Below are 26,324 nucleotides of genomic sequence, written 5' to 3' on the forward strand. Positions count from 1 at the left end.
GGCGGAGGTTCACACGGGTGTTCGAGAGTGTCGGCTGGGGCGAGATCCTCATCATCGTCGTCGCGGGTCTTTTCATCCTCGGTCCGGAACGGCTGCCCGAAGCGGCGGCCTGGATGGCGAAGAGTGTCCGCAAGGTCCGGGATTTCGCGACCGGGGCCAAGACGCAACTGCGCGAGGAAATGGGCCCGGAGTTCGATCAGCTGCGCAAGCCGCTGGAGGACCTGCGGGGCCTGCGGAACTTCGACCCGAAGCGGGTCGTCACCCAGCACCTGTTCGACGGTGACTCGGATCCGCTGGGGCTCAACAACGTCAACGGCACCAATGGTGCTGCCAACGGGGTTGCGAAGCCCAACGGTCACCCGGCGACGGCTTCGCAGCCGGAGCCGCTGAAGCCGGGGGAGCGCCCGCCGGTCGACCCCGACGCCACCTGAGCCTCGACTTCGGCGCCCGCCGGAGGCGATAGCAAAGGTCCCTTGCTCCCCTCACGACTACGCGGCGCCACAGGCCCCAGCGGCAACGCGTGAAGGCTGTCGCTCAAGCGCAATGAAGGGGCCTTTCATAGCAAAATTTGCTATGAAAGGCCCTTCATTGCAGCCCTGGGGGGCGCGTGAGCCTCGCCAAGTGTCAGGAAAGGGTCGTTCAGGACGAAAAACGTCCTGAACGACCCTTTCCTGACATCAGGACTCGGCCGAGCCCCCGCCTCCGAGAATCCGAGCAAGCGACAGCAAAGGTCCCTTGCTCCCCCGCCGGAGAAACAGCAGGTCAGCGCCCCGCGGGGGTGACGTTCAGCATCATCCCGGCCAGCCCGCGCGCCCGGACGGTCAGCTTCTTCGCCGCCTCCTTGAGCACGAGCGACGCCGGCGCGTCCGGTTCGGCCAGCACGATCGGTGTGCCCGCGTCGCCGAGGGTGACCACGCGCGGGTCCATCGGGATCTGCCCCAGCAGCGGCACGGTCGACCCGACCGACTTCGACAGCGAGTCGGCGACGGACTGCCCGCCGCCGGCCCCGAAGATCTCCATCCGCTGGCCGTCGGGCGTTTCGAGCCACGACATGTTCTCGATGACGCCTGCCACCCGCTGCCGCGTCTGCAACGCGATCGCGCCCGCGCGCTCGGCCACCTCGGCGGCCGCCTGCTGCGGGGTGGTGACGACCAGGATCTCCGCGTTCGGGATGAGCTGCGCCACCGAGATCGCGATGTCGCCGGTGCCCGGCGGCAGGTCGAGCAGCAGGATGTCGAGGTCGCCCCAGAACACGTCGGCGAGGAACTGCTGCAGCGCGCGGTGCAGCATCGGCCCGCGCCACACGACGGGCTGGTTGCCCGGGGTGAACATGCCGATCGAGATGACCTTCACGCCGTGCGCCTGCGGCGGCATGATCATGGTGTCGACCTTGGTCGGCTTCTCCCGCGCGCCGAGCATCCGCGGCACCGAGTGCCCGTAGATGTCCGCGTCGACCACGCCGACGGAAAGCCCGCGTTCGGCCATCGCGGCCGCGAGGTTCACCGTCACCGACGACTTGCCGACGCCGCCTTTGCCGGACGCGACGCAGTAGACGCGCGTCATCGAACCCGGCTGCGCGAACGGGATCACCGGTTCCGTGGCGTCGCCGCGCAGCGATTTTCGCAGTTCGGTGCGTTGCTCGTCGTTCATGACGTCGAGCTCGACCTTGACATCGCTGACGCCGGGGAGCTTCGCGACGGCGTCGGTCGTGTCCTTGGTCAGCGTCGCCTTCAACGGGCAGCCCGCGACCGTCAGGTAGATCCCGACGGTGACCACACCGTCCGAGCCCACCTCCACGCCCTTGACCATGCCGAGGTCGGTGATCGGCTTCTTGATCTCAGGGTCGTACACGGCCTTCAGCGCGGTGCGGACATCGTCGACGCTGGGGAGTTGCTGCGTACTGGTCACACGTCCATGTTACGTACCGGTAGCGGCACGGTCGGGTTTGGCCTTGCGCGGCTTGGCATCAAGATCTTCACGGAGCCGGTCGAGTTCGCCCCGCAGGAAGTCCCGGGTGGCGACCTCGCCGAGCGCGATCCGTAGCGACGCCAGCTCCCGCGCGAGGTATTCGGTGTCCGCCTTGGTCTGCTCGGCGCGGTTCCGGTCTTCCTCCAGTGAGACGCGGTCGCGGTCGTCCTGGCGGTTCTGCGCCAGCAGGATGAGCGGCGCGGCGTAGGCGGCCTGGGTCGAGAACGCCAGGTTCAGCAGGATGAACGGGTACGGGTCCCAGCGCAGGGAGACCGCGACCAGGTTCAGCACGATCCACACGATGACGGTCAGCGTCTGCCAGAACAGGTACTTGCCGGTGCCGAGAAACCGCGCGACCCGTTCGGTGAGCCTGCCGAAGGTGTCCGGATCCAGGTTCAGCCTGAACCGGCCTTGGCCACGGGGCTGGTCGAGCCGTCGCCCGGTCGTCAGTTCAGGCACGTTCGGCCTCCTCGCTCTGGTCGGCGGTCTCGCCGGTGATGTCGTGCAGCCCGGTCTCGCGCCAGTCCTCCGGCAGCAGGTGGTCGAGCACGTCGTCGACGGTGACCGCGCCGAGCAGGTGGTGCTCGGCGTCCACCACCGGCCCACAGGTGAGGTTGTAGGCGGCGAAGTACCGGGTGACCTCGGACAAGGTCGCGTTCGGCCGTAGCGCGGGCAGCTGGGTGTCGACGGCGCTCGCCACCATCTCGGCGGGTGGTTCGCGCAGCAGCCGCTGGAAGTGGACGACGCCGACGAAGCGGCCCGTCGGCGTCTCCGTCGGCGGACGGCTGACGAACACCATGCTCGCCAGCGCCACCGGGAGGTCGGCGTTGCGGATGTGCGCGAGCGCCTCCGCGACCGTGGCGTCCGGCGTCAGCACCACCGGTTCGGGGGTCATCAGCCCGCCCGCGGTGTCGGACGAGTACTCCAGCAGCCGTTTCACCGGTGCCGATTCCTCGGGTTCCATGAGTTCCAGGAACCGGTTCTGGTCGGCGGGTGCCAGTTCGGCCAGCAGGTCGGCGGCGTCGTCCGGGTTCATCGCTTCGAGGATGTCGGCGGCCCGTTCCTCGGCGAGGTAGGACATCAGTTCCTTCTGGTCGTCCTCGGGAAGCTCCTCGATGAGGTCGGCGAGATGCTCGTCGTCCATCGCGTCGGCGACCTCGTGCCGCCGTTTCAGCGGCAGATCACGGACGGTGGCGGCGATGTCCGCCGCGCGCATGGTGTCGAACAGCATCAGCAGCTGCGCCGCGCCCTGGGTCTGGCCGGTCAGGTCGGTGAGCCCCAGCCCGGACACCTCCGACCACGGCAGCACCTGCATCGGCGCGCGCCGCCTGCCGAGGCCGAGTCTGCTCGACCGTTCGCGGATCGCGAGTTTCGCGAGCACCCAGTCGCGCGTTCGCGTCGGCTCCATGCCCGCGTCGACGACGGTGACGCGGGTTTGCGAGCCCGCGAGCGTCGCGTACGCGTCGAACAGCTGCCCGACCACCAGCACCTCGTTGGGCCGCTGATGGAATCGCCGCATGTTCACCGATCCGGTGGCGAGCGTGACCGCGCTGGGCTCGATCGAGGTCACGCGCAACATCGGCACGAACACCCGGCGCCTGGTCGTCAGTTCGACCACGATGCCCAGGATCCGCGGCGGCTGCTGGTCCAGGCGCAGGCCCGCCACCACGTCCCGCACCTTGCCGATCGATTCGCCATCGGGTCCGAAAACCGGCAAACCGGCCAGCTGAGCTGCGAATACCCTGTTCACGGCTGCCATGCCCGAAGGTTATCGGCTCCCGGGGCGGGAGACGATTCGTGTGATCACCGCAATGCCCAGGCGGCGATTCCGGGAACGGCGGCGTAGGCCGGGTCTTCGGCGAGGGTTTCGGGCGACTCGCCCTCGGCGAGGTCTTCGTGGAGCCAGATCCAGTTCTGCACCGCGCGGACGAGCGTCCACGCGCGCGTGCGTTCGGCGTCCACCTCGGCCGCCGCGGCGAACCACGCGATCTTTTCGTCCATTGTGGACTCGTCCGCCCGGTTCCAGAGGATGGAGATCGCGCCGAACTCGAGGTCTCCCGAGAGCGGCTTCGGGTCGATCACCAGCCACGGTTCGCGTTCCCCGGCGAGGACGTTCTCGAAGTGCAGGTCCTCGTTCACCATCAGCTCACCGGCTTCCGGTCCGAGGTTCGCGCAGATTTCCACGGCCGCGTCGATGTACTTCCGGTCGAACGGTTCGCCCAGTTCGCTCCAGGACTCCGGGAGTTCGGTGACCAGCTCCGCGGCTTCCTCGCGAAGGGAGCGTCGCAGCGTTACGGGAGCGGGGACGGCCAGCCGTCGCGCGATCGCGCCGACCGTCTCGACGGCCTGCCGGATCGGCTCCGTTTCCAGCGACCGGGTGGCGTCGAGCCGCTCCAGGAGCAGCACGCCGTCCTCGGGCACGTTGTCGTACATCAGTACCGCGCCCTGACCGGCCCAAGTGGACAGTGCGAGCGGTTCGTCGTCGGATTCTTCGTGTGGCCAGCCGAGTTTGAGGATCGCGGGGGAGCCGTCCGCGCGGCGCACGGGCTGCGCGACGCCGACGAAACCGTGCATGGCCTCGCCGTCGTAGTCGAGCTGCCATTTGGCGGTGTACTTCTCGGCGAGGAACGGCAGCGAATCGAGCCATTCGGCGGCTCCGGGGCCGAGTCCGGCGGCGCGGTCGAGGAATTTGGGCGGGATCTTGAAACCGGTCACGAACCCACCTTGGCAGGTCTGTCCACCGTGTTTCCTCCGTGACCCGCCGGGCGTACCGTGAACAGCGAGAACAACCCCGGGAGCAGCCATGGTGGTGGAGATTCTCAGTGCGGTCGCCGTCGCGGGCGGTGCTTGGTTCGCGACCGGCCTTCGCGTGGTGAAACAGTACGAACGCGGCCTCGTGTTCCGGTTCGGGCGGGTGCGCCCCGCCATCCGGGAGCCGGGGCTCGCGCTGCTGGTGCCGTTCGCGGACAGACTGCAGAAGGTCAACATGCAGATCGTCACGATGCCGGTCCCCGCGCAGGACGGCATCACCCGCGACAACGTCACCGTGCGGGTGGACGCGGTCGTGTACTTCAAGGTGATCGACCCGGTGCTGGCCGCCGTCAACGTGCAGGACTACCGCTCGGCCGTCGGGCAGGTCGCGCAGACCTCGCTGCGCTCCATCATCGGCAAGAGCGACCTGGACGACCTGCTGTCCAACCGCGAACGGCTCAACGAGGGCCTGGAGCTGATGATCGACAGCCCGGCACTGGACTGGGGCATCCACATCGACCGGGTCGAGATCAAGGACGTCGCGCTGCCGGAGTCGATGAAACGCTCGATGTCACGCCAGGCCGAAGCCGAACGGGAACGGCGCGCGCGGGTCATCTCGGCCGACGGGGAACTCCAGGCGTCGTACAAGCTCTCGCAGGCGGCCGCGACCATGGCCGACACCCCGGCGGCGCTGCAGCTGCGGCTGCTGGAGACCGTCGTGCAGGTGTCGGCGGAGAAGAACTCGACGCTGGTCCTGCCGTTCCCGGTGGAACTGCTGCGCTTCCTCGACGCGAACACGCCGAAGCGGGAAGCTGCTCCTTCGAAGGACACCGGTCAGGTGGCGCCGTCGCCGCGCGAACCGGGCGACGTGGAACAGCGCCCGGGCGTCAGCTGAGCGAGATGCCCCCAATGTGGCATTGGGGACACTCAGCGTCTCCAATGCCACATCGGGGGCGTCGGGCCCGGCCATCGCGCTAATCCAGCTCGCCCCGCATGCCGAGGATGATGAAGGTCCCGCCGAAACCGACGTACAGCGCGATGACGACGTAAGCGATGATCACCGCCGCGAGCGCCATGCCGCGTCCGCCCGCTTCGCCGCGGTTCGCCTTCGCCAGCCCGATGTGACCGAGGATCAGGCCGACGATCACGGTCACGCACGAGCAGAGGCCGATGATCGAGCACACCAGTCCGGCGATCGCCATCCCGTTGTCCTGCGATCGCGGGGGAGCCGCCATCGCATACGGGTTGTACGGCTGCGGCGACGGATACGCGACGGGCGACGGATACGCGACCGGCAGCGGCGCGGGCGCGTACACCGGGGGAATCGGCGGGCCCGGAGCCGCGAACGGCGCCGGAACGGGCTCGGCGGTCAGCGGGTCGATGGCCTGCCCGTACGTCTCGGCCGGAACCGGAACGGAAGGCGGCTCGGGAGCGGGGTCCGGGGCAGTAGCCGAAGGGGGCTCGAACGGAGGGGGCGGCTCGAACGGCGCGGGCGGCGTGAAGGGCGCCGGCGGCTGGAACTGCTGCGGTTCCGCCGGGCTCGACACGGTCTCGGACGCCGAAGACGCCGCAGTCGGGTCCGAGAAGGTGTTCGAGTCGGTGTAGGACGACGTCGACGGTGTGTCCTGAGAGTCGGAACTGCTCATCCGGTTGGCCCCCTGGTTCGTGCGGGACACCACCGTATCCGGGGACGGGTCACGACACGCCCGCGGCTCCGAGCGCGAGCACCGCCAACACGAACCACAGGATTACGGGGATCAGCCAAAGCCCGGTGACGACGTACCCGATGATCATCCCGGCCTGCGCCATGCCCTGGCCGCCCGCTTCGCCGCGTTTGGCCTTCGAGAGCGCGATGTGCCCGAAGATGATCCCCAGGATCGCGGGGAAGCACAGGACCAGCCCGATCAGCGAGCACACCAGCGACGCCACCGCCATGCCCTGATCCGGCGGCCGCACGTAGGCGTAGGGCTGGACGTAGTACTGCTGAGGCGGCGGCTGGTACGGCTGGAGACCGTAGGGCTGCTGCTCGTACGGGTCGTGCGGATTCGTCATGCCGGTCCCCTCGTAGGTCGAGGACCGTATCGCTAACGGAAAGCGCCGTGTTTCGCGGCGATGTTCAGCGCGACCGGGATCGCGATCGCGTACAGGATGATGATCAGGTAGCCGACGACGAACGCCGCGAGAGCCATGCCCTTGCCGCCCGCTTCACCGCGCCGGGCCTTCGCGAAGGCGACGTGGCCCATGACGATCCCCGGGATCACGGACACCAGTCCGATCAGCCCGAAGAGTGAAAAGATCAGCGCGGCCATCGCCAGGCCGGAGTCCTTGTTCCGCGCCGGCGGCTGGTTCGGGAAGGCGTACTGCTGTTGCGGTGGGAATCCACCAAAGGGCTGCTGAGCCATGTTCGTCCCCCTCGGACTGTGATCGGCTTGTCACTGTAGTGCCATGCTCACGGATGGCGTACGCGTGACTGCGCTCATAGCGAGGTCCCCGCTCAGGCGTCATACTCACCGGTAACCCAGCGCCGGGAGCCCGGTGCGCGCGAATTTAGGAGCAGCGATGGCTCGCCTCGCCCAGACCGCCGGCTTGACCGACGTGCAGTCCGAGATCCTGGCCACGGTCCGCCAGTTCGTGGACAAGGAGGTCATCCCGCGCGCGCAGGAGCTCGAGCATTCCGACACCTATCCCGCCGACATCGTCGAGGGGATGAAGGAGATGGGCCTGTTCGGGCTCACCATCCCGGAGGAGTACGGCGGCCTCGGCGAATCGCTGCTGACCTACGCGCTCGTGGTCGAGGAGATCGCGCGCGGCTGGATGAGCGTCTCCGGTGTGATCAACACGCACTTCATCGTCGCGCACATGATCAAGCAGCACGGGACGCCGGAGCAGAAGCAGCACTTCCTGCCGCGCATGGCGACCGGTGAGGTCCGCGGCTCCTTCTCGATGTCCGAGCCGGATCTCGGCTCCGACGTCGCCGCGATCAAGACCCGCGCCCGCAAGACCGACGACGGTTACGTCATCGACGGCTCGAAGATGTGGCTGACCAACGGCGGCAGTTCCAACCTGATCGCGCTGCTCGTCAAGACCGACGAGGGCGCCGAAAAGGCCCACCAGAACCTCACCACGTTCCTGGTCGAGAAGCCCGAGGGCTTCGGCGAGGTCGCTCCCGGCCTCACCATCCCGGGCAAGATCGACAAAATGGGCTACAAGGGCGTCGACACCACCGAAGCCGTGTTCGACGGCTACAAGATCGGCGCGGACAAGGTCCTCGGCGAAGCGCCGGGCAAGGGCTTCGCGTACATGATGGACGGTGTCGAGGTCGGCCGCGTGAACGTCGCCGCCCGCGCCTGCGGCATCGCGATCCGCGCGTTCGAACTCGCCGTCGAGTACGCCCAGCAGCGCAAGACCTTCGGCAAGGCGATCGCCGAGCACCAGGCGATCGCGTTCAAACTCGCCGAGATGGCCACCAAGGTCGAGGCCGCGCACCTGATGATGGTCAACGCGGCCCGTCTCAAGGACTCCGGCGAACGCAACGACGTCGAAGCGGGCATGGCCAAGCTCATCGCCAGTGAATACTGCGCCGAGGTCACCCAGGACTCCTTCCGCATCCACGGCGGCTACGGCTACTCGAAGGAATACGAGATCGAGCGCCTCATGCGCGAGGCGCCGTTCCTGCTCATCGGCGAAGGCACCAGCGAAATCCAGAAGACCATCATCAGCCGCGGCCTGCTCCGCGAGTACAAGTCCCGCTCCTGAACGTTCGCGCCTTTCGCCCGTCCTTGAGAAGATGGACCAGGACGGGCGAGAGGTGATTACGTGAGTGCTCCCTTTGGCGGAAGCGGCCGGGCCGCGGGCGGGCTGCCCAGGCTGCCGACACCGCCTTCAGGCTGGCCGATCGGTTCCTACGCGACGTACGGCGAAGCCCAGCAAGCCGTCGGTTTCCTCGCGGAGAAGGAGTTCGGGGTCGCCGACGTGACCATCGTCGGCGTCGACCTGATGCTCGTCGAACGCGTCGTCGGCAGGCTGAGCTGGGGCCGCGTGCTGGGTACGGGCGCGGTGTCGGGCGCGTGGTTCGGCCTGATCATCGGGCTGCTGCTGGGCATGTTCAACAACCAGGGTTTCGCCTGGCAGCCCATGATCGGCGGGCTCTTGCTCGGCATCCTGGCGTGGACGGTCTTCGCCGCGATCAGCTACAGCATGTCCCGCCGCGACTTCTCCTCCGCGAGCCAGCTGGTCGCCGGCCGCTACGACGTGCTCTGCCAGCCGCGTTCGGCCGAGCGCGGCCGCGAACTCCTCGCCCAGCTCGCGTTGGGCGGCAGGCCCGCCCGGTGACATTCGGCGGTACTCGTTCACCTGTTCGCCGTGCGATCCGCTGAATCGTTACCGATACTGCTTGCGGGCGGTGATCGCCCGGAATAGGTTGCACAACACCAGTCGGGCGGTCGCGTCCTCCAGCGTGTCCGCCCGAGCACTAGCACGTCGGGGTGCTGGCGCGCGGGCATCTTCAACGCGTCCTAGTGCCGCCGCTCCCCAGGCGTGCGCGGGTGAGGAGGCCTCATGGGGAAGAGGATGAGCGCGAGCCGGAGGGGCCGCTCACCAGGCCGCGCCGGCTCGTTATTGGGCGCGACAGCGCTGACGGCCGGTTTACTGGCGGGCTGTGGTTCGGATGCCGGACTCAAGATCAACGTCTACTACGCGCCGGAAGACAACTTCCAGTCCGTTGTGGACGATTGCACCAAGGCCTCTGGCGGACGCTACGAGGTCGTCTACAACAAACTTCCGCGACCCGCCGACGGCCAGCGGGAACAGATGGTCCGGCGCCTGGCCGCCGGGGACGACTCTCTCGACGTACTGGGGCTGGACGTCACCTGGGTCTCCGAGTTCGCCGAGGCGGGCTGGGTCGACGAATGGACGGGTGAAGCCAAGGCGGAGGCGACCGCGGGTGTCCTGCCGGGACCGCTCGAAACCGCCACGTGGAACGGAAAGCTCTACGCGGCGACCAAGAACACCAACGTCCAGCTGCTCTGGTACGACGACCGGCTGACGCCGACGCCGCCGAAGACCTGGGACGAGATGATCCAGCAGGCACAGGCGCTCAAGGCGCAGGGCAAACCGGCGAACGTCGTGTTCACCGGCGCGCAGTACGAAGGTCTCGTCGTCATCTACAACACGCTCGTCGAATCGGCGGGCGGCAAGATCCTTTCCGACGACGGGAAATCGGTCGTGATGGACGAGGGCGCGGTCAAGGCGCTGGAGATGCTCAAGAAGGTCACCACGGCCGGGATCACCGACCCGTCGCTGACCAACTCGAAGGAAGACGAGGTCCGCCAGGCGTTCCAGCGCGGAAACGCCGCCTTCGAGCTGAACTGGCCGTTCGTCTACGCCTCCTACGCCAAGGAGAAGAAGGACGAGCTCAAGCATTTCAAGTGGGCGACCTATCCGCGGCTCGAAGCGGACAAGCCCGCCAAGACCACGATCGGTGGCTACAACCTGGCGGTCAGCTCGACTTCGAAGCACAAGGCCGAGGCCTACGAAGTCGCGCTGTGCCTGCGCAACGAGAAGAACCAGAAGTTCTCCGCGCTCAAGGACGGTGTCCCGCCGACGATCGAGTCGCTCTACACCGACACGGTCCCGCTCGACGCCACCGCGGGTGTCAGCGACGACAACCCGAGCATGGACACGAAGTACCCGATGCGGGAAACGATCCTGGACGCGCTCAAGGACGCGGCGGTGCGCCCGCTGACCCCGGCGTACCAGAACGCCTCGACCGTGTTGTCGAAGGTGCTTTCCCCGCCTTCTGAAATCGATCCGCGGAAGACGGCGGAGAAGCTGAAAGAAGAACTCGCCGACGCGCTCGAGTCGAAGGGAGTGATCCCGTGACCGTGCAGGAAGCCGCCGGTTCGGCGACCGCGAGCAAACCGGGCAAGAAGAAGAAACCCGCGCTCAGTGAGGGAAAGAAGGCCGAGCGCAGACTCGGGCTCTGGCTGTGTGCCCCGGCGGCGTTCGTGATGATCGCCGTCACCGGCTATCCGATCATCTACTCGATCTGGCTCTCGCTGCAGCGCTACGACCTCAGGTTCCCGGCGCAGCAGGAGTTCGTCGGCCTCGACAACTACATTTCGGTGCTGTCCAACGGTTACTGGTGGACGGCGTTCGGGACGACGATGGGCTTGACCCTCGTTTCGGTGGTGATCGAGTTCGTCCTCGGCATGGGCCTGGCGCTGATCATGCACCGGACCCTCGTCGGACGGGGCCTCGTGCGGACGGTCGCCCTGATCCCGTATGGCATCGTGACGGTCGTCGCGGCGTTCTCCTGGTACTACGCCTGGACGCCGGACACGGGCTACCTGGCCAACCTGTTCTTCCCGGACACCGCGCCGCTGACCGAGTACTGGCCTTCGCTGGCGATCATCGTGCTGGCCGAAGTGTGGAAGACGACGCCGTTCATGGCGCTGCTGCTGATGGCGGGGCTGGCTCTGGTGCCGGATGACCTGCTGAAGGCCGCGGCGATGGACGGGGCGACCGCGTGGCAGCGATTCACCAAGGTGATGCTGCCGGTGATGAAACCGGCGATCCTGGTGGCGTTGCTGTTCCGCACCCTGGACGCGTTCCGCATCTTCGACAACATCTTCGTGCTCACGAACGGCGCCCAGGATACGTCGTCGGTGTCGATGCAGACCTACAACAACCTGGTCAAGGGGCTGAACCTCGGGATCGGGTCGACGATGGCGGTGCTGATCTTCATCACGGTGGCGATCATCGCGTTCATCTTCATCAAGGTGTTCGGCACGGCCGCGCCTGGTAGCGACAACGGGGGTAAGCGCTGATGGCCATCGGTGGAGCGGTCACTCCCGGCCGCAAGTTCAAGTGGGGCCTCGTCGACATCCTGGTCCTGGTGTTCGCGTTGTTCCCGGTGCTCTGGGTGGTCTCGCTTTCGTTCAAGACCAAGGAGACCCTGGACGACGGGAACTTCATCCCGTCGGAGTGGACGTGGCAGAACTACGCGGACATCTTCGAGACCACGGAGTTCATCAGGGCACTGGTGAACTCGATCGGGATCGCGATCATCGCGACGGTGATCGCGGTCGTCCTCGGCACGATGGCGGCGTACGCGATCGCGCGGCTGGACTTCCCCGGCAAGCAGGTGCTGGTCGGGATGTCGCTGCTGATCGCGATGTTCCCGCAGGTGTCGCTGGTGACGCCGCTGTTCAACATCGAACGTGAGCTGGGGCTGTTCGACACCTGGCCGGGGCTGATCCTGCCGTACATCACGTTCGCGCTGCCGCTGTCGATCTACACGCTTTCCGCGTTCTTCCGGGAAATCCCGTGGGAGCTGGAAAAGGCGGCGAAAATGGACGGCGCGACCCCGGCGCAGGCGTTCCGGAAGGTGATCGCGCCACTGGCGGCACCGGGGGTGTTCACCACCGCGATCCTGGTGTTCATCTTCTGCTGGAACGACTTCCTGTTCGCGATCTCGCTGACCTCGACCGAGGCCTCGCGCACGGTCCCGGCGGCGCTGTCGTTCTTCACCGGGTCCTCGCAGTTCGAAGACCCGACAGGGACGATCTCCGCGGCCGCCGTGGTGATCACCGTCCCGATCATCCTGTTCGTGTTGTTCTTCCAGCGTCGCATCGTGGCGGGGCTGACGTCCGGTGCGGTGAAGGGCTGACCCATGGCTGAAATCGTTCTCGAAAAAGTGTCCAAGAAGTACCCCGACGGCGCCCTCGCGGTGTCCGAAGTGGACATCACGATCGCCGATGGTGAGTTCATCATCCTGGTCGGCCCGTCCGGCTGCGGGAAGTCCACGACCCTGAACATGGTCGCGGGCCTGGAGGACATCTCCTCCGGCGAACTGCGCATCGATGGCCAGCGCGTCAACGAGAAGGCGCCGAAGGACCGCGACATCGCGATGGTGTTCCAGTCCTACGCGCTGTACCCGCACATGAGCGTGCGGGAGAACATGGCGTTCCCGTTGCGGCTGGCCAAGGTCGACGACCGGACCGTGCGGGCCAAGGTCGAGGAGGCGGCGCAGATCCTCGACCTGACCGGACATCTGGACCGCAAACCGGCGAACCTGTCCGGCGGTCAGCGGCAGCGCGTCGCGATGGGGCGGGCGATCGTCCGTAACCCCAAGGCGTTCCTGATGGACGAGCCACTGTCCAACCTGGACGCGAAGCTCCGCGGCCAGATGCGGACCTCGGTGTCGAAGATCCAGAAACAGCTGGGCACGACGACGCTCTACGTCACCCATGACCAGACCGAGGCCATGACCCTCGGCGACCGGGTCGTCGTGCTGCGGGCGGGCTACGTGCAGCAGATCGGTTCACCGCAGTTCCTCTACGACAACCCGGCGAACCTGTTCGTGGCCGGGTTCATCGGCAGCCCGTCGATGAACTTCGTGCCCGCGACGCTGGAGAACGGGACCGCCCGCAGCGCGCTGGGCGACATCCCGCTCACCGACCGGGTGCGGCAGCTCGTCGAAGCCGCGGACGCGCCGCGCGAGGTCATCGTCGGCATCCGCCCGGAGCATTTCGAGGACGCCGCGCTGGTGGACTCCGCCGCCCGTCCGGGCGCGACGTTCACCGCCCACGTCGACGTCCTCGAGTCGATGGGTTCGGAGAAGTTCGCGCACTTCACGGTCGAAGGTGAGGCCGCGTCGTCGTCCGACCTCGCGGATCTCGCCGCCGACAGCGGATCCTCTGACGTCCCCGGCGCCGAGTCGCAGATCGTGGCCCGCCTCTCGGCGGCGTCCTCGGCGGCGGAGAACCAGAACGTGGAACTGTGGTTCGACGCGGACAAGATCAAGCTGTTCGACGGGGCCAGCGGCAAGAACCTGACCTACACCGCTTAGGTCGCCTGTAGCGCGTGAAGGCCCCCTTCCCCCGGCTCAGCCGAGGGAAGGGGGCCTTCACGCGCACCGCGTGTCCCCCACCTTCGGCGGTTTACGCCTCACCGGAAGATCGTGGATCCTCAGCCCGCACCGGTACCGAGAGAAGGGGCGCCTGTCTTGCCGAAGAAGCTGCTACGCCGTCTCCTGCAGGGCCTCGTCGGAGCGGTCCTCGTCACCACGCTCGCCCCGGCCGTCGCTTGGGCCGAGCCACCGCAGGCCCTGCCGTCGAACGCGACCGACGCCGACAGCACGTGGCAGCCCGCGTTCGACTACGACACCGACGGCTGCTATCCGACGCCCGCGATCTCACCGACCGGCGCGGTGGCCACCGGTCTCAAGAACTCCGGGGCCCTCAACGGTCAGTGCCGGGACCGGTCGGACCTCGACAACACCAACTCCTACGCGCGCTCGAAGTGCAACAACGGCTGGTGCGCCCACCTGTACGACCTGTACTTCGAAAAGGACCAGGCCGTCCCGGGCATCGACTGCTGCGGGCACCGGCACGACATCGAACACGTCGTCGTGTGGGTCAACGAGGGCCAAGCCCGGTACGTCTCGACGTCAGCGCACGGCAACTACTCCACTTACGACCGTTCCAAGGTCTCCTGGGAGGGGACCCACCCGAAGATCGTCTATCACAAGGACGGCGCGAGCACCCACTGCTTCCGCATCGCGAGCGCGACCGAACCGCCGGAGAACCACTACAACGCCTGGCAGTACCCGGACCTCGTCAGCTGGGACAGGTTCCCGCCCGGCATCCGGGACACCCTCGTCCGCGCCGATTTCGGCAGCGCCAGCCTGGCGATCAAGGACGGCTCCTTCGAGCACAACCTCGGCAAGGCCAAACCGGCGGGCATCCCCTTCGACCCCAACGCTTGAGGACGGCTCAGTACTCGCTTTCGGGCAGGGCGAGCCACAGCACGAGGTAGACGATGAACTGCGGGCCGGGCAGCAGGCAGGACAGCACGGCGAGCAGGCGGATCTTGCCCGGCGTGGTGCCGAAGCGTTTGGCGAGACCGGCGCAGACGCCGCCGATCATGCGGCCCTGGCGCGGTCGGGTCAGGCGGGCGGCTACGGGGTTCGTCACGGTTCTTCCCTCTCGGTCGTCACGTTGTGTGAAACCCATTCTCGTCTCGTGACGGCCGCACCGCATCCCACCGCGGAACGAAACGCACCCCTAAGGGCGTGAAATCCCGGTAAGGCATTCACCTGGGAAAACGTGGCGGACCCTGTGTTCTTCGCCCGTAGGGGCTGGTGTTCCGCGATCTTTTGACGATACTGCTCCGGTGCCCTCGAAGAGACTCAGCGCAGTACTCTGCGGCCTGTTCCTCGCCGCGGCCTGTTCCACCCCGGAACCGGCGGTGACGCCGTCGACCACGGCGGGTGAGGAGGCCCTGACCGCCTCCGAGGCGCTCGGGGAATACTCGTCGCTCGATTACTGCAGCCTTGTCGACCAGCGGAAAGTGATCGGCGGCGGAAACGCGGTCAAGCCGCCTTTGAGCTCTTTCGAGTTCTGCCGCCTCGAATTCGTCGAAGGCGCCAATCGCTACACCGTGACCACCGGCCCGATCACTTCCGGGCAGGATCCGAACAATCAGCCGTACGAATACGGTGGTCCGCTGCCGGAAGGCGTCAGCGTCCAGCAGTCGACGTTCAACGAGGACACCGCCTGCACGCGGCTGCTGACCTTCGCCGACGGGATCCGCCTGTCCATCGCCGTCACCTCCGACAACACGACCCCGGCCGACCAGACGGCCCGCTGCCGGATCGCCGACGCGACGGTCGGCAGCGCGGCGGGGGTGATCGGCGCGCGCCAGGTCGGGCGGCTGAACCTCGACCAGCGCTCGTGGGGCCGGGTCGCCCCGTGCGCGCCGCTCGACCGGCACGAACTCGACGCCGCCGCCGGCGCGGAGACCAAACCGGCGCCGGCGCTGTCCGGGCACAGCTGCATCCGCGGCAAGGTCAGCTTCTCGCTGTCGGTCGGGGCGGACACCACGCCGGGCGCCACCGAGGCGCTGGGCGGACGGCAGGTCCAGGTCACCACGTCGGGCGCGTTCTGTCAGGTGACCACGCACCGGCCGATTCCGGGCACCCCGGAGCGGGTCGAACAGGCGACGCTCTCGGTGGTCGGCGTCGACGGCGCACCGGAGGACGCCACTTGCGCCGCGGCCCGGGAGGTCGCCGTCGCCGTGTTCCCGAAGCTCCCCTGACGCAATTAGTCACCTACTTGCGCTCCTGACGCAATTAGTCACCTACTTGCGGCGCCTGCGGACGTCACGTGGCGCTCGCCGGGCCCGCAAGTAGGTGACGAATTGCGGCGGGCCTAGCGGAGCTTGGGCAGCCGGAAGGAGCACATCGCCTCGTCCAGCGTCTCGAAGTCCAGCGGCGGATGCGGCAGCGGCGTGGCGCGGCCGGGTTCGGCGCGCAGACCGTCGAGCAGCATGGCGAGGCACCGGCGCCACAGATCCGGCTGGATCCCGTGCGTGAACTCGATGACCGAGCCGATCATTTGGTGCAGGAGCGGGATGTCCGTCGGCACGAAGTCGGCGCGGAGGGCACCCGCCGCCTGAGCCCGCTCGACGAGCTGTGTGATCAACGGCACCATGCGGGTCTTCGCCTCGGCGACGCGCTCCTGGCCGAAGACGTTCGACAGCATGACTTCACGTAACCCGCGGTCACCGGCGTGCAGTTCGGCCGCGCGCCAGGTGAAGGTGGTGAAGCCTTCCCAAGGATCTTCGGCACGAAGCGCTTCTTCGGCGAACTCGCGGATCGTCTCGAACTGGTCGACGAACATGGCCTCGACCAGGTGTTCCTTACTCGGGAAGCGGCGATAGACGGTGCCGACGCCGACGCCGGCGTGATGCGCGACGTCGTCGAGCGTCGCTTCGAGCCCGCGTTCGCCGAAGACATCGCGTGCCGCCGCGATGATGCGCTGCCGATTGAGTTCAGCGTCGCGCCGCAGCGGCCGCGCCGGTGCGGCGGGAGCGAGGTCCCGAGCCATTCGTCCAGCTTAACAAACGAAGTAGAGGACACTTCTCCACTTCTTGTGTACCTTGGGCGCGGAAAGGGGAGATACCTACTCCACATAGCTTCTTCGTCACTATCGGTGAGGAAACCGCCCGTATGTCTGACTCATCCACCGCTGTCGCCACGCCGCCGGGGGACGCGGCCGCGCAGCACACCAACCCGCACCACGCCAGAAGATGGCTGATCCTGGTGATGATCGGCCTCGCCCAGCTGATGGTGGTGCTCGACGCCACCGTCGTGAACATCGCGCTCCCGTCGGCGCAGCAGGATCTCGGCTTCTCGAACGACGCGCGCCAGTGGGTCGTCACCGCCTACGCACTCGCGTTCGGCAGCCTGCTCCTGCTGGGCGGACGGCTCGCGGACCTCTTCGGCCGCAAACGCGCGTTCCTCGTCGGGCTCGCCGGTTTCGCCATCGTGTCGGCGATCGGCGGTGCCGCCACCAGCATCGAAATGCTGCTCGTCGCCCGTGCCGCGCAGGGTGTCTTCGGCGCGCTTCTCGCCCCGGCGGCCCTCTCGCTGCTGACCACCACGTTCACCGACCCGAAGGAACGCGGTAAGGCCTTCGGTGTCTTCGGCGCGATCGGTGGCGGCGGCGCGGCGATCGGCCTGCTGCTCGGCGGCGTGCTGACCGAATACCTCGACTGGCGCTGGTCGATGTACGTCAACATCGTCTTCGCGGTGATCGCGTTCGCCGGTTCGGCCGTGCTGCTGAAGAACTCCGAGACCGACGGCCCACGCCCGAAGCTCGACATCCCTGGCACGATCACCGCGTCGGCCGGCCTGTTCGCGCTGGTCTACGGCTTCGCGAACGCCGAGCGCGACTCGTGGTCCTCGATCACGGTCTGGGGTTTCCTCGCCGCCGGTGTCGTGCTGCTCGCCGCGTTCGTGGCGATCCAGCAACGGGCCGAACACCCGCTCCTGCCGATGCGCGTGCTGCTCGACCGCGACCGCGGCGGCTCGTATCTCGCGATGTTCCTGCTCGCCATCGGGATGTTCTCGATCTTCCTGTTCCTCACCTTCTACATCCAGCTGAACCTCGGGTTCACGCCGGTGCAGAGCGGGGTCGCGTTCCTGCCGATGGTCGCCACCCTGATGCTCAGCGCGACGTCGGCGACCGCGATCCTGTTGCCGAAGTTCGGCGCGAAACCGTTGGTGTCACTGGGAATGCTGATCGCCGGCGCGGGCCTCTTCTGGCTCTCGGCCATCGACACCACCAGCACGTACGCCAGCGGGGTGCTGTTCCCGCTGATGATCATGGGCATCGGTATCGGCCTCGCCATGGCGCCCGCGATGAGCGTCGCGACCTTCGGCGTCGACACCCGCGACGCCGGTGTCGCGTCGGCTGCGGTCAACACCGCGCAGCAGGTCGGCGGCTCGATCGGGACCGCGCTGCTGAGCACGCTGGCGGGCAACGCCGCGACGTCGTTCGCGGCCGGGAGGGCGCCTTCGCCGCAACTCGCGGCCGAAGCGGCTGTGCACAGTTACACGACCGCTTTCGTGTGGGGCGGGTGGATCTTCGTCATCGGTGCGGTGATCTGCGGGCTGCTGCTGCGGTCCGGTGCCCCGGCGAAGGCGCCGGCGGGCGCTTCGGAGGGTGCTCCGGTCGCCGTCCACATGTAGGGGGAGTGCAATGAAAGGCCCCTTCATTGCAAATTTTGCAATGAAGGGGCCTTTCATCTCAGCTTTCAATCCTGGCGGGGGCTGAAGGGGACTTTCGCCGCATGGCATGCGAGGAAGGCGTCCTTCACGCACCGCCGGATGTCATGAAAGGGTCGTTCAGGACAAGAAGTGTCCTGAACGACCCTTTCATGACACTTGAGGGACCCTCAGCGGGACTGTGACCGCACCGCTTCGAAGACCTCGTCGTCCCACCGGTGCGTCCGGATCAGCCGGTACCGCTCGCAAGCCACCCACAGGTACGCCTCGGCGTCGGTCCGGTCGCCGATCAGGTCCGCCTGCCGCAGCATCGCCACCACCGGCACGAACTCCTCGTCGAACCAGCGCTGCGCGAGTGTCGCGCGGTCCGAGTACGCGCCTTCGTCCTGCATCAGCCGGAAGCCCCACGCCTCCACGTGCTCGCCGAGCCGCGCGTAGTCCCACGGGTCGGTGAACACCACCGAAGCCCGCGAGTGCCCGGACAGCGGGACGCGTTCCAGGAACAGCCGCCGGTAGTCCTTCACGATCAGGTCGCCGCGGTACCGGATCCCGCTCGGGTCCAGTTTGGTCCGCACCTCGGTGACCATCGCCTCTATTGTGGACAGTCGCATCGCGTGCGCCACCGAAACGCGGTGGTGCCCGTCGATGATGAAGTGCAGTTCGCCGACGCGGTACACCTCGATCGGCGGAATCGACTCGCCGCGCCTGGTGGCGAGCGCCAGCCGTTCCCAGCGTTCGCGGACGCGGCCGGACGTCGGGCGGAAGCGGCGGTCGAAGTCGCGGCCGCGGTCGACGCTGCCGACGATCGAATCGAGCCGGATCACCCGCGCCCCGATCTTCCGCTCGCCGAGGTAGCCGAGCGCGTCGACCACCTCGTGGAACGGCAGCATGATGTTGACGTCGTCGGGCTCGCGGCGCAGCCAGGTCGCCAGCCGGGAGAGGACCTGACGCCGTCGCGCGCGAAGGAAGTCGTGTTCCGCGTCCGCGCGGGGAAAACCCGTGTCCTTCATGAGAACTCCATGATCCGGTGCCCGACGACGTTGCGTACCGTGGTCCCGCCGACCACCCGGTCCGGCACGGGTTCGCCGTGCGGGTGGATATGCCCGTGCAGCAACCACTTCGGCCGCAGCGACTCGATCGTGCGATGGAGACAGTCGAAGCCGCGGTGCGGCGGATCCTCGCGGTCGCCGCAGTGCCGCGGCGGCGCGTGGGTGAGCAGGACGTCGACGTCCCGCCCGTCCCGCCGGCGGCGGAACCGGGCCCGGCGCACCAGCCGCCGCGCGCGCCGGGCCTGCTGGCGTTGCGTCCACTGGTTCGGGCCTTCGTTGTAGCGGACCGAACCGCCGAGCCCGGCGAAGCGGAGCCCGCCGACGTCGACGACCCGGCCGTCCGCGTTCACCCCGCCCGCCGGACCGGGCCACACCGTGGGGAAACCGTCCTTCATGGACAGTCCGCCGTAGCGCGTGTAACCGGAAAGGTCCGGGTCGTGGTTGCCAGGGACGAACACGCACGGCACGTCGAGCGCGCCGGCGAGGAACTCGAGGTAGTCGTACGGCAGGTCGCCGGCACCGACCACGAGGTCGAGGTCGGCAGGCAGGTGGTGGACGGCGGACGTCCACAACCGCTCTTCGACCTCGTCCGCGACGACCAGCGCTTTCATACGCTCCAGCGTAATGCCGGAGGCGCTACTTCGGGCCGTGCGCGAACGCGGGGTCCTTGGCGATGATCGCGATCACGATGCCCAGCCAGACGACGCAGAAGGCCAGCGCCCAGAACTTGAGGTTGGTCAGGATCCTTGGCATGAGGGAACTCCAGAACTGCCGAACGCGGAAGAAGGGTCAGAGCCAGCGGTTCTTCCTGAATATTCGGTAGAGCAGGATGCAGACGCCGAAGATGACCGTCATCGCCACCGGGTAGCCGAAGCGCCAATGCAGTTCCGGCATGTAGTCGAAGTTCATCCCGTAGATGCCGGCGAGCGCCGTCGGGACCGCGATGATCGCCGCCCACGCGGTGATCTTGCGCATGTCGGTGTTCTGCTGGAGCGTGATCTTCGCCAGTGTCGCGTCGACCAGGGTGGTCAGCAGTTCGTCGAAGTTCGCGACCCGCTCCGCCACGGTCGTCAAGTGGTCGGAGACGTCGCGGAAGTACGAGCGGACCTCGTCCGGGATCAGCCGCGTGTAGCCCTCGGCGAGGCGCTGCAGCGGCGTCCCCAGCGGCATGACGGCGCGGCGCAGCTCCAGCACTTCGCGCTTCATGAAGTAGATCTGCTCGGCGCTCACCTTGGAGCGCGGCGCGAAGACGTGCGTCTCCATCTCGTCGATGTCCGACTCGATCGCCGTGGTGACGTCGAGGTAGTGGTCGACGACGTGGTCCGCGATCGCGTGCAGCACCGCGGACGGCCCTAGGTCGAGCCGCTCGGGGTCCTGGTCGAGCTCGCGGCGCAGCCGGGCGAGCCCCGAGTGGTTCCCGTGCCGCACGGTGATCACGAAGTCGCGGCCGAGGAACGCCATCAGCTCGCCGGTCTCGACGATCTCGTTGGCCGTCGCGGGCGACTCGTGCTCGACGTAGCGGACCGTCTTCAGCACCATGAACAGCGTGTCGTCGTAACGCTCCAGCTTGGGCCGCTGGTGTGCTTCCAGCGCGTCCTCGACGGCCAGCTCGTGCAGGCCGAAGGTGTCCGCGATGCCCTGGATCTGGACCGCGTCCGGCTCGTGCAGGCCGATCCAGACGAATCCCGTGTGCCGCTTGCGCACCTCTTTGATCGCCTCGGCGTGCGTCCAACGGCCGGGCAGGCGCTTGCCCTCCACGTACACCGCGCAGTCGACGACGTACGCCGAAAGGGGGACGGGCAGCGGGCGTTCGGGGACGCTCTTGGCGCGGCCGTTGCTCCGGCCGCGAAGGCCGCCGAGCGAGGGAATGGCAGGCATGGGATCTCCTGGGCAGACGTCGTGCGTTGATGCGCGAAGACGACGGGCCAAGCGGTCGGGGGGCCGCTCGGCTAGGCCAGCGTTCCCGGTTTCGTCAGCCCTGCCAGGTGGGGATCCGGCGAGACGTGAAGGGGGGAACGCTGCGACTACTGGGAAGCGGACTATCGCCACTGGACATCGGGTTCCTCACCTCCTTCGGCTCGGCGGACGGTTACGCAGTGGTGTGGGTCGCGTTGACGACCCGACACCAATGGTCGAGGGTACTCCTCAACACGAAAGCCTGTCGTTCCAGGCTCACGCCGCGTTACTCGTGCAGGAGGAATGGGTGCAGTTCGGTCGCTATTACGAAGAGTTCGAGGTCGGCGCGGTCTACAAGCACTGGCCGGGCAAAACGGTCACCGAGTACGACGACCACCTGTTCTGCCTCATCACCATGAACCACCACCCGCTGCACCTCGACGCGCACTATGCCGGGGAGACCACCGACTTCGGCAAGAACGTCGTGGTCGGCAACTACATCTACTCGCTGCTGCTGGGGATGTCGGTGCCGGACGTATCCGGCAAGGCGATCGCGAACCTCGAGGTCGAATCGCTGAAACACGTGAAGCCGACCTTCCACGGGGACACCATCTACGGCGAGACCGAGGTGCTGGACAAGACGCCGTCGAAGTCGAAGGACGATCGCGGAGTCGTCTACGTCGAGACCCGCGGCTACAAGCAGGACGGCACGATCGTGTGTGTCTTCCGTCGCAAGGTGATGGTGCCGAAGCGGTCCTACGGTGACAGCCGGGGCGGTGAACAGCCCGGCCGCCCCGTCCCGCACGAATAATGGGTGTCACGAACGGGAAGAGGGAGCGCGTCGATGCCCATCGGGCTGGATGAGATCAAGAGCCGCCTGCGGAAGTTCGCGACGGTCGAGGCGGCCGGTGTTTCGCCGCTGTACGAGCACCTGGCGACGAAGGCGTCCGAGGACGACGACGTGGCCGGTCTGCTGACCGACGCCCGCGGCGGTGAAGCACGCGGAACGCTGCTTTTGGCGACCGCGCACCGGCTCATCCAGGCCGACCCGATCCACCCGCTCTCGCGGTACTACCCGTCCGTCGGCGGTTTCGACGGCGTGGACTCGGAGACGTGGCCGCTGTTCCGCTCGTTCCTGCTGGAACGGGCGGACAAGGCGCGGGCGATCATCTCCTCGCGGTACACGCAGACCAACGAGGTCCGCCGTGCCGCGCTGCTCTACCCCGCGATGACGACGGCGGCGAAGGAAGCGGGCGGCAAGATCGCGCTGCTCGAGGTCGGGTGCAGCGCGGGACTGCTCCTGGGCCTGGACAAGTACGCCTACCGCTACCAGTGCGACGGCGGCGAACAGCTCACCGCCGGTCCCGCGAAGACCGCGGTCGGCCTGCACTGCGCGCTGGACCTCGCGCCCGGCGCCGTCACGCCGAAGGTGCCGAAAAAGCTGACGATCACCGCCCGCGCCGGCCTTGACCGCGCCCCGGTGGACCTCGCCGACGAAGACGAACTGGCCTGGCTCGAAGCCTGCGTCTGGGCCGACCAGCCGGACCGGATCCGGCTCCTGCGCACGGCCGCGGCGGCGCAGGGAAAGCAGCGGCCGGACCTGATCGCCGGCGACGCCGTCGACGATCTCGCCTCGGCGGCCGCCACCCTGCCCGCCGACGCGCCTCTCGTCGTGCTGACCAGCCACGTGCTCGCGTACCTGGGGGACCGGCGGGCGGGCTTCCTCGAGGCCTTGCGGGAACTCGCCGCGGACCGGCCGCTGTGGTGGGTCAGCGAGGAGTTCTACGCCGCCGCGCTGGAGCACTTGGTGCCCGGCCGGGACGATCTGGCCCGACCCGCGGATCAGGCCGTGCTCGGCCTCGTCCGCTGGGACGCCGGTGTCCCGGACGTGCGGGCGCTGGCGAGGACGGCCCCGCACGGGCAGCGGATGACCTGGCTCCCGGTTTAGGCCTGGCTGGGCAGCGGCAGGCCCGACTCGAGGTTTACCCATTCGGCTCTTCGAAGATGTCGGCAAAGCATCGGGAAGGATAATTTTCACCTCCCGCGCCGCTTTATCCCCGCGGTATTCGCCGAACCGGACACGGCAGGTCGTCAAGACGGCGCGACGTCCCCGGTCGGCAGCACTCCCCAGTCGCGGAGAGTGACGAACAGGAGTTCGGCCAACCGGCCCTCTTTGTCGAGTTCGATCAAGGTTCCGGCGTCGATCCACCGGGCGTCGTCGGCGTCGTCCCCGGCACGGAGAGTGCCGCCGGCGACCGCGCAGGCGTAATCGTGGATGTCGTACGGGCCGCGGCGGGCGTTGCCGACGTATGTGCCCGGTATCACGTCGAGCCCGGTCTCTTCGCGCATCTCCCGGATCACGGCCGCTTCGTCCGTTTCGCCTGGTTCCACCCGCCCGCCGGGGACCGACCACAATCCACGTCCGGGTTCATTCGCGCGCCGGATGAGCAGAATCCGCCCGAGTTCGTCGTGGACGATGCCGCCGACACAGCGGACGGTGCTGTCCGAAACGGTGTTCATTCCCGAATGGTAGACGCGGGCTTCCTGACAACGGCTGTCCTGTACACGGAGAGTAGCCGTACGGTACACTTCCCCTCGCCGGCTGACCCAAGCGCGGGACTTCCCTCCCGCGCGGGTGGAAGGTGCGGTACAAAATGAATAGTCAGTATCCGCAGTCAGTCACCGTAAGAGACAGGATTGATCGCTGTGAACGCGAAAAAGCTCCTCACTTTCGCAGGAATCGCGTTGGTGCTGTTCTTCGTGATCGCGCAGCCAGGTCAGGCCGCGGGCCTCGTGGGAAACATCATCGGCTTCCTGCGTGACTCGGCCGAATCGGTGATCACCTTCGTCAGCAACGTCTTCAGCTAGCGGGGGAGCGGATACTCTATCGGTATGTTCGCCCCACGCGATCCAGACGAGTATCTCCTCGACACCGAGCGGCGGGTCATCAGGATCCGCCGGCACTGGGCTGTGCTGTTGTGGGAAACCTTCGAGACGGCCGCGCTGCTGGCCGTCTGCGTCCTGGTCTCCTACCTGTTGCCGCCCGCCGCGTGGGTCATCCAGAACATCCTCTGGTATGCCGCGTTGCTCATCATCCTGCGCTTCGCGTACGTGGTGATGGAGTGGTGGGTCGAGCGCCTGGTGGTCACGGACAAGCGGTTCGTGATGACCACCGGTGTCTTCACCACGAAAGTGCTGATGATGCCGATCACCAAGGTCACCGACCTCACCTACGAACGTTCGGCGTGGGGCCGGATGATGGGGTACGGGACCATGGTGGTCGAGTCCGCCGGTCAGATCCAGGCGCTGAACCGCATCGACTATCTGCCGAAGCCGGAAGAGTTCTACGACACGATTTCCGAGCTTGTCTTCGGTGACAAGCAAAAGCAGGCCGAGCGCTTCTCGATGATCAAGGCGCAGCGTGCGGCACGCGGCAAGAAGAAGGTCGGTTAGCGCAGGTCCCGGAGTCGCTGTGACCTGGCGCATCGTCGATACTGAGCGGCGATGCGCATCGACCTGCACGCCCACTCCACCGCCTCCGACGGTACCGACAGCCCTGCCGGGCTGGTCGCCGCCGCCGCGAAGGCGGGCCTCGACGTCGTCGCGATCACCGATCACGACACCACGGCCGGCTGGGCCCCGGCCGCCGAGGCACTCCCGCCAGGGCTCACCCTGGTGCCCGGCGCCGAGCTGTCCACGATCTCCGTCGATCCGGTGACCGGACGGCATATCAGCGTCCATCTGCTCGCGTACCTCTTCGACCCGGCGTCGCCCGCGGTCGTCGCCGAGCAGACCCGGCTGCGGTCGGAGCGGCGATGGCGGCTGCGCGTGATGGCCGAGCGGATGGCCGCCGACGGCCTGCCGGTCGATCCCGACGAGGTCATGTCGCTGCTGCCCGAGGACGGTTCGGCCGGACGGCCCCACCTCGCGCAGGCCCTGGTGCGGGCCGGTGTCGTCTCGTCGGTGAACGAGGCATTCGGGAGCTACCTCGGAAACGGCAGCGGGTACTTCGTGGCACGGCAGGACACGCTCGTGGAGGACGCGATCGACATGATCGCGGCGGCGGGCGGGGTCACCGTCATCGCGCATCCCTTCGCGTACACGCGCGGCGCGACCATCACCGTCGACGTGCTCGCCGGGCTGGCGAAGCACGGCCTCACCGGTGTCGAGGTCGACCACCCGAACCACGACGAGGAGACGCGCGTCCGGCTGCACGGGCTGGCGGGGGAGCTGGGGCTCGTGCGCACCGGGTCGAGCGACTATCACGGCACGAACAAGACCATCGACCTCGGCGACGAGACCACCGATCCGCTCGCCTTCGAAGAACTCGTCGCGCGGGCGACCGGCTACGAGGTCGTGACCCGGTGACGATCACGGACTTCTTCGACGCGCGCCTGTTCATGAGCGCGACGATCACGCTGATCGTGATCATGGACCCGCCCGGCACGGTGCCGGTGTTCCTGAGCCTGACCGGCCGGAAACCGGTGGCGTTCCGCGCCAAGGCCGCGCGGCAGGCGGTGCTGGTCTCGTTGCTGGTGATCTCGCTGTTCGCCGTCGCGGGACAAGCGATCCTGTCCTACCTCGGCATCGGTATCCCGGCGTTGCAAGGTGCGGGCGGGCTGTTGCTGCTGCTCATCGCGCTGCAACTGCTCACCGGCAAGACCGGCGGCGAGGCCGAAGCGGCGGGCGACGACGTCAACGTCGCGCTCGTGCCGCTCGGGACGCCGCTGCTCGCCGGCCCGGGCGCGATCGCCGCGACCATCGTCTTCGTACGGCAGGCCGACGGGCACGTCGGCGCGTACGCGGCCCTCGCGCTTTCGATCGTGACTGTGCACTTCGTGCTGTACCTGTGCATGCGGTACTCGGGCGTGGTCATCCGGCTGATCAAGGAAAGCGGGATCACGCTGCTGGCGAAGATCGCCGGTCTGCTGCTGGCCGCGATCGCGGTCGAGCTGGTGGCGAACTCGGTGAAGGGCTTCATCGCGGGCACGTGACCGGGCGCCGGTGATAGCAAAGTCCCTAGCTCCGGGACTCGGCGTCTGTGAGGGCCTCCCGGTTCGTTCGGTGTCCCCAATGTGGCATTGGAG

General features: G+C 67.6%; 30 protein-coding genes. 17 read left to right on the forward strand and 13 right to left on the reverse strand.

Features of this window, described 5'->3' with window-relative positions; genetic code table 11:
* Window positions 1-17 precede the first annotated feature (17 nt).
* The gene (tatB, locus tag ACIHAO_RS21860; RefSeq protein ID WP_396560481.1) at window positions 18-431 is read left to right on the forward strand and encodes a Sec-independent protein translocase protein TatB; all 414 of its coding nucleotides are present in this window, start codon (window positions 18-20) and stop codon (window positions 429-431) included.
* 331 nt (window positions 432-762) lie between these two features.
* On the opposite strand, the gene ACIHAO_RS21865 is transcribed toward tatB, so the two are convergent.
* Genes ACIHAO_RS21865 through ACIHAO_RS21880 form a run of 4 tightly spaced genes read right to left on the reverse strand, consistent with a single transcriptional unit; the run spans window position 763 to window position 4,683 of the window.
* The gene (locus ACIHAO_RS21865; protein ID WP_396560483.1) at window positions 763-1,908 is read right to left on the reverse strand and encodes an Mrp/NBP35 family ATP-binding protein; all 1,146 of its coding nucleotides are present in this window, start codon (window positions 1,906-1,908) and stop codon (window positions 763-765) included.
* Window positions 1,909-1,917: 9 nt separating this feature from the next.
* Window positions 1,918-2,427, reverse strand: a complete 510-nt coding sequence (locus ACIHAO_RS21870; protein ID WP_396560485.1) for a DUF1003 domain-containing protein — start codon at window positions 2,425-2,427, stop codon at window positions 1,918-1,920.
* A complete protein-coding gene (locus ACIHAO_RS21875) occupies window positions 2,420-3,727 on the reverse strand; it encodes a magnesium transporter MgtE N-terminal domain-containing protein (RefSeq protein ID WP_396560487.1) in 1,308 nt (435 codons plus the stop codon). The genes ACIHAO_RS21870 and ACIHAO_RS21875 overlap by 8 nt, the downstream gene beginning before the upstream one ends.
* Before the next feature lie 44 nt (window positions 3,728-3,771).
* Complete coding sequence (locus tag ACIHAO_RS21880; RefSeq protein ID WP_396560489.1) at window positions 3,772-4,683, reverse strand: aminoglycoside phosphotransferase family protein; 912 nt, start codon at window positions 4,681-4,683, stop codon at window positions 3,772-3,774.
* 88 nt (window positions 4,684-4,771) lie between these two features.
* Between ACIHAO_RS21880 and ACIHAO_RS21885 the strand changes: the two genes are divergently transcribed.
* Window positions 4,772-5,614: a slipin family protein gene (locus ACIHAO_RS21885; RefSeq protein WP_396560491.1), complete on the forward strand. Its 843-nt coding sequence runs from the start codon at window positions 4,772-4,774 to the stop codon at window positions 5,612-5,614.
* 79 nt (window positions 5,615-5,693) lie between these two features.
* Here ACIHAO_RS21885 and ACIHAO_RS21890 read toward each other — a convergent pair whose 3' ends face one another.
* From ACIHAO_RS21890 to ACIHAO_RS21900, 3 genes are read right to left on the reverse strand one after another with little or no spacing between them, the layout of a single operon-like run.
* Window positions 5,694-6,365 carry a DUF4190 domain-containing protein gene (locus ACIHAO_RS21890; RefSeq protein ID WP_396560493.1) on the reverse strand — a complete coding sequence of 224 codons (672 nt, stop codon included), beginning with the start codon at window positions 6,363-6,365 and terminating at the stop codon, window positions 5,694-5,696.
* Between the two features lie 49 nt (window positions 6,366-6,414).
* The gene (locus ACIHAO_RS21895) at window positions 6,415-6,771 is read right to left on the reverse strand and encodes a DUF4190 domain-containing protein (RefSeq protein WP_396560495.1); all 357 of its coding nucleotides are present in this window, start codon (window positions 6,769-6,771) and stop codon (window positions 6,415-6,417) included.
* 32 nt (window positions 6,772-6,803) lie between these two features.
* Window positions 6,804-7,121: a DUF4190 domain-containing protein gene (locus tag ACIHAO_RS21900; protein ID WP_396560497.1), complete on the reverse strand. Its 318-nt coding sequence runs from the start codon at window positions 7,119-7,121 to the stop codon at window positions 6,804-6,806.
* Between the two features lie 157 nt (window positions 7,122-7,278).
* On the opposite strand from ACIHAO_RS21900, the gene ACIHAO_RS21905 reads away from it, so the two are divergent.
* From ACIHAO_RS21905 to ACIHAO_RS21935, 7 genes are all read left to right on the forward strand, one after another.
* The gene (locus tag ACIHAO_RS21905; protein ID WP_125780915.1) at window positions 7,279-8,475 is read left to right on the forward strand and encodes an acyl-CoA dehydrogenase family protein; all 1,197 of its coding nucleotides are present in this window, start codon (window positions 7,279-7,281) and stop codon (window positions 8,473-8,475) included.
* A gap of 60 nt (window positions 8,476-8,535) precedes the next feature.
* Window positions 8,536-9,051 (forward strand): general stress protein, encoded by a 516-nt coding sequence (locus tag ACIHAO_RS21910; RefSeq protein WP_396560499.1) that lies wholly within the window; start codon window positions 8,536-8,538, stop codon window positions 9,049-9,051.
* Between the two features lie 225 nt (window positions 9,052-9,276).
* Complete coding sequence (locus ACIHAO_RS21915; RefSeq protein WP_396560501.1) at window positions 9,277-10,599, forward strand: ABC transporter substrate-binding protein; 1,323 nt, start codon at window positions 9,277-9,279, stop codon at window positions 10,597-10,599.
* Window positions 10,596-11,546: a carbohydrate ABC transporter permease gene (locus tag ACIHAO_RS21920; protein WP_396560503.1), complete on the forward strand. Its 951-nt coding sequence runs from the start codon at window positions 10,596-10,598 to the stop codon at window positions 11,544-11,546. Before ACIHAO_RS21915 ends, ACIHAO_RS21920 begins: the two co-directional genes overlap by 4 nt.
* Window positions 11,546-12,388: a carbohydrate ABC transporter permease gene (locus ACIHAO_RS21925; protein WP_034313318.1), complete on the forward strand. Its 843-nt coding sequence runs from the start codon at window positions 11,546-11,548 to the stop codon at window positions 12,386-12,388. Before ACIHAO_RS21920 ends, ACIHAO_RS21925 begins: the two co-directional genes overlap by 1 nt.
* A 3-nt stretch (window positions 12,389-12,391) precedes the next feature.
* Window positions 12,392-13,570 (forward strand): ABC transporter ATP-binding protein, encoded by a 1,179-nt coding sequence (locus ACIHAO_RS21930; RefSeq protein WP_396560506.1) that lies wholly within the window; start codon window positions 12,392-12,394, stop codon window positions 13,568-13,570.
* A gap of 156 nt (window positions 13,571-13,726) precedes the next feature.
* Window positions 13,727-14,488 carry an NPP1 family protein gene (locus ACIHAO_RS21935; RefSeq protein WP_396560508.1) on the forward strand — a complete coding sequence of 254 codons (762 nt, stop codon included), beginning with the start codon at window positions 13,727-13,729 and terminating at the stop codon, window positions 14,486-14,488.
* A gap of 7 nt (window positions 14,489-14,495) precedes the next feature.
* Here the strand turns inward: ACIHAO_RS21935 and ACIHAO_RS21940 are convergent, their stop codons facing one another.
* Window positions 14,496-14,696, reverse strand: a complete 201-nt coding sequence (locus ACIHAO_RS21940; RefSeq protein ID WP_396560510.1) for a PspC domain-containing protein — start codon at window positions 14,694-14,696, stop codon at window positions 14,496-14,498.
* 199 nt (window positions 14,697-14,895) lie between these two features.
* On the opposite strand from ACIHAO_RS21940, the gene ACIHAO_RS21945 reads away from it, so the two are divergent.
* On the forward strand, window positions 14,896-15,819 hold the full coding sequence (locus ACIHAO_RS21945; RefSeq protein ID WP_396560512.1) for a hypothetical protein: 924 nt from the start codon (window positions 14,896-14,898) through the stop codon (window positions 15,817-15,819).
* A gap of 113 nt (window positions 15,820-15,932) precedes the next feature.
* On the opposite strand, the gene ACIHAO_RS21950 is transcribed toward ACIHAO_RS21945, so the two are convergent.
* Window positions 15,933-16,610, reverse strand: a complete 678-nt coding sequence (locus tag ACIHAO_RS21950; protein WP_396560514.1) for a TetR/AcrR family transcriptional regulator — start codon at window positions 16,608-16,610, stop codon at window positions 15,933-15,935.
* A 122-nt stretch (window positions 16,611-16,732) separates the two neighbouring features.
* Between ACIHAO_RS21950 and ACIHAO_RS21955 the strand changes: the two genes are divergently transcribed.
* Window positions 16,733-18,256: an MFS transporter gene (locus ACIHAO_RS21955; protein WP_396560516.1), complete on the forward strand. Its 1,524-nt coding sequence runs from the start codon at window positions 16,733-16,735 to the stop codon at window positions 18,254-18,256.
* A gap of 206 nt (window positions 18,257-18,462) precedes the next feature.
* Here ACIHAO_RS21955 and ACIHAO_RS21960 read toward each other — a convergent pair whose 3' ends face one another.
* The 3 genes from ACIHAO_RS21960 to corA all read right to left on the reverse strand — a co-directional run bounded on the left by ACIHAO_RS21960 (window position 18,463) and on the right by corA (window position 21,219).
* The gene (locus ACIHAO_RS21960; RefSeq protein WP_396560518.1) at window positions 18,463-19,302 is read right to left on the reverse strand and encodes a chromosome partitioning protein ParB; all 840 of its coding nucleotides are present in this window, start codon (window positions 19,300-19,302) and stop codon (window positions 18,463-18,465) included.
* Window positions 19,299-19,952 carry a metallophosphoesterase gene (locus ACIHAO_RS21965; RefSeq protein ID WP_396560520.1) on the reverse strand — a complete coding sequence of 218 codons (654 nt, stop codon included), beginning with the start codon at window positions 19,950-19,952 and terminating at the stop codon, window positions 19,299-19,301. The genes ACIHAO_RS21960 and ACIHAO_RS21965 overlap by 4 nt, the downstream gene beginning before the upstream one ends.
* 178 nt (window positions 19,953-20,130) lie before the next feature.
* Window positions 20,131-21,219 carry a magnesium/cobalt transporter CorA gene (corA, locus tag ACIHAO_RS21970; RefSeq protein ID WP_125780955.1) on the reverse strand — a complete coding sequence of 363 codons (1,089 nt, stop codon included), beginning with the start codon at window positions 21,217-21,219 and terminating at the stop codon, window positions 20,131-20,133.
* A gap of 250 nt (window positions 21,220-21,469) precedes the next feature.
* Between corA and ACIHAO_RS21975 the strand changes: the two genes are divergently transcribed.
* Together ACIHAO_RS21975 and ACIHAO_RS21980 are read left to right on the forward strand one after the other, a co-directional pair.
* The gene (locus tag ACIHAO_RS21975; protein ID WP_396560522.1) at window positions 21,470-22,048 is read left to right on the forward strand and encodes a MaoC family dehydratase; all 579 of its coding nucleotides are present in this window, start codon (window positions 21,470-21,472) and stop codon (window positions 22,046-22,048) included.
* Between the two features lie 33 nt (window positions 22,049-22,081).
* The gene (locus tag ACIHAO_RS21980) at window positions 22,082-23,185 is read left to right on the forward strand and encodes a DUF2332 domain-containing protein (protein ID WP_396560524.1); all 1,104 of its coding nucleotides are present in this window, start codon (window positions 22,082-22,084) and stop codon (window positions 23,183-23,185) included.
* A gap of 143 nt (window positions 23,186-23,328) precedes the next feature.
* Here ACIHAO_RS21980 and ACIHAO_RS21985 read toward each other — a convergent pair whose 3' ends face one another.
* On the reverse strand, window positions 23,329-23,757 hold the full coding sequence (locus ACIHAO_RS21985) for an NUDIX hydrolase (protein WP_396560526.1): 429 nt from the start codon (window positions 23,755-23,757) through the stop codon (window positions 23,329-23,331).
* A 186-nt stretch (window positions 23,758-23,943) separates the two neighbouring features.
* Between ACIHAO_RS21985 and ACIHAO_RS21990 the strand changes: the two genes are divergently transcribed.
* The 4 genes from ACIHAO_RS21990 to ACIHAO_RS22005 are packed head-to-tail and all read left to right on the forward strand — an operon-like array spanning window position 23,944 to window position 26,231.
* Entirely contained in the window at window positions 23,944-24,105 is a 162-nt protein-coding gene (locus ACIHAO_RS21990) for a hypothetical protein (RefSeq protein WP_005167589.1), read from the forward strand.
* Window positions 24,106-24,129: 24 nt separating this feature from the next.
* On the forward strand, window positions 24,130-24,690 hold the full coding sequence (locus tag ACIHAO_RS21995) for a PH domain-containing protein (protein WP_034313292.1): 561 nt from the start codon (window positions 24,130-24,132) through the stop codon (window positions 24,688-24,690).
* Between the two features lie 51 nt (window positions 24,691-24,741).
* Window positions 24,742-25,605, forward strand: a complete 864-nt coding sequence (locus tag ACIHAO_RS22000) for a PHP domain-containing protein (protein WP_199746269.1) — start codon at window positions 24,742-24,744, stop codon at window positions 25,603-25,605.
* Window positions 25,602-26,231: a MarC family protein gene (locus ACIHAO_RS22005; RefSeq protein WP_396560529.1), complete on the forward strand. Its 630-nt coding sequence runs from the start codon at window positions 25,602-25,604 to the stop codon at window positions 26,229-26,231. Before ACIHAO_RS22000 ends, ACIHAO_RS22005 begins: the two co-directional genes overlap by 4 nt.
* Window positions 26,232-26,324 lie beyond the last annotated feature (93 nt).

This window comes from Amycolatopsis sp. NPDC052450 (assembly GCF_044547565.1).
In the GTDB taxonomy this organism is placed as follows: domain Bacteria; phylum Actinomycetota; class Actinomycetes; order Mycobacteriales; family Pseudonocardiaceae; genus Amycolatopsis.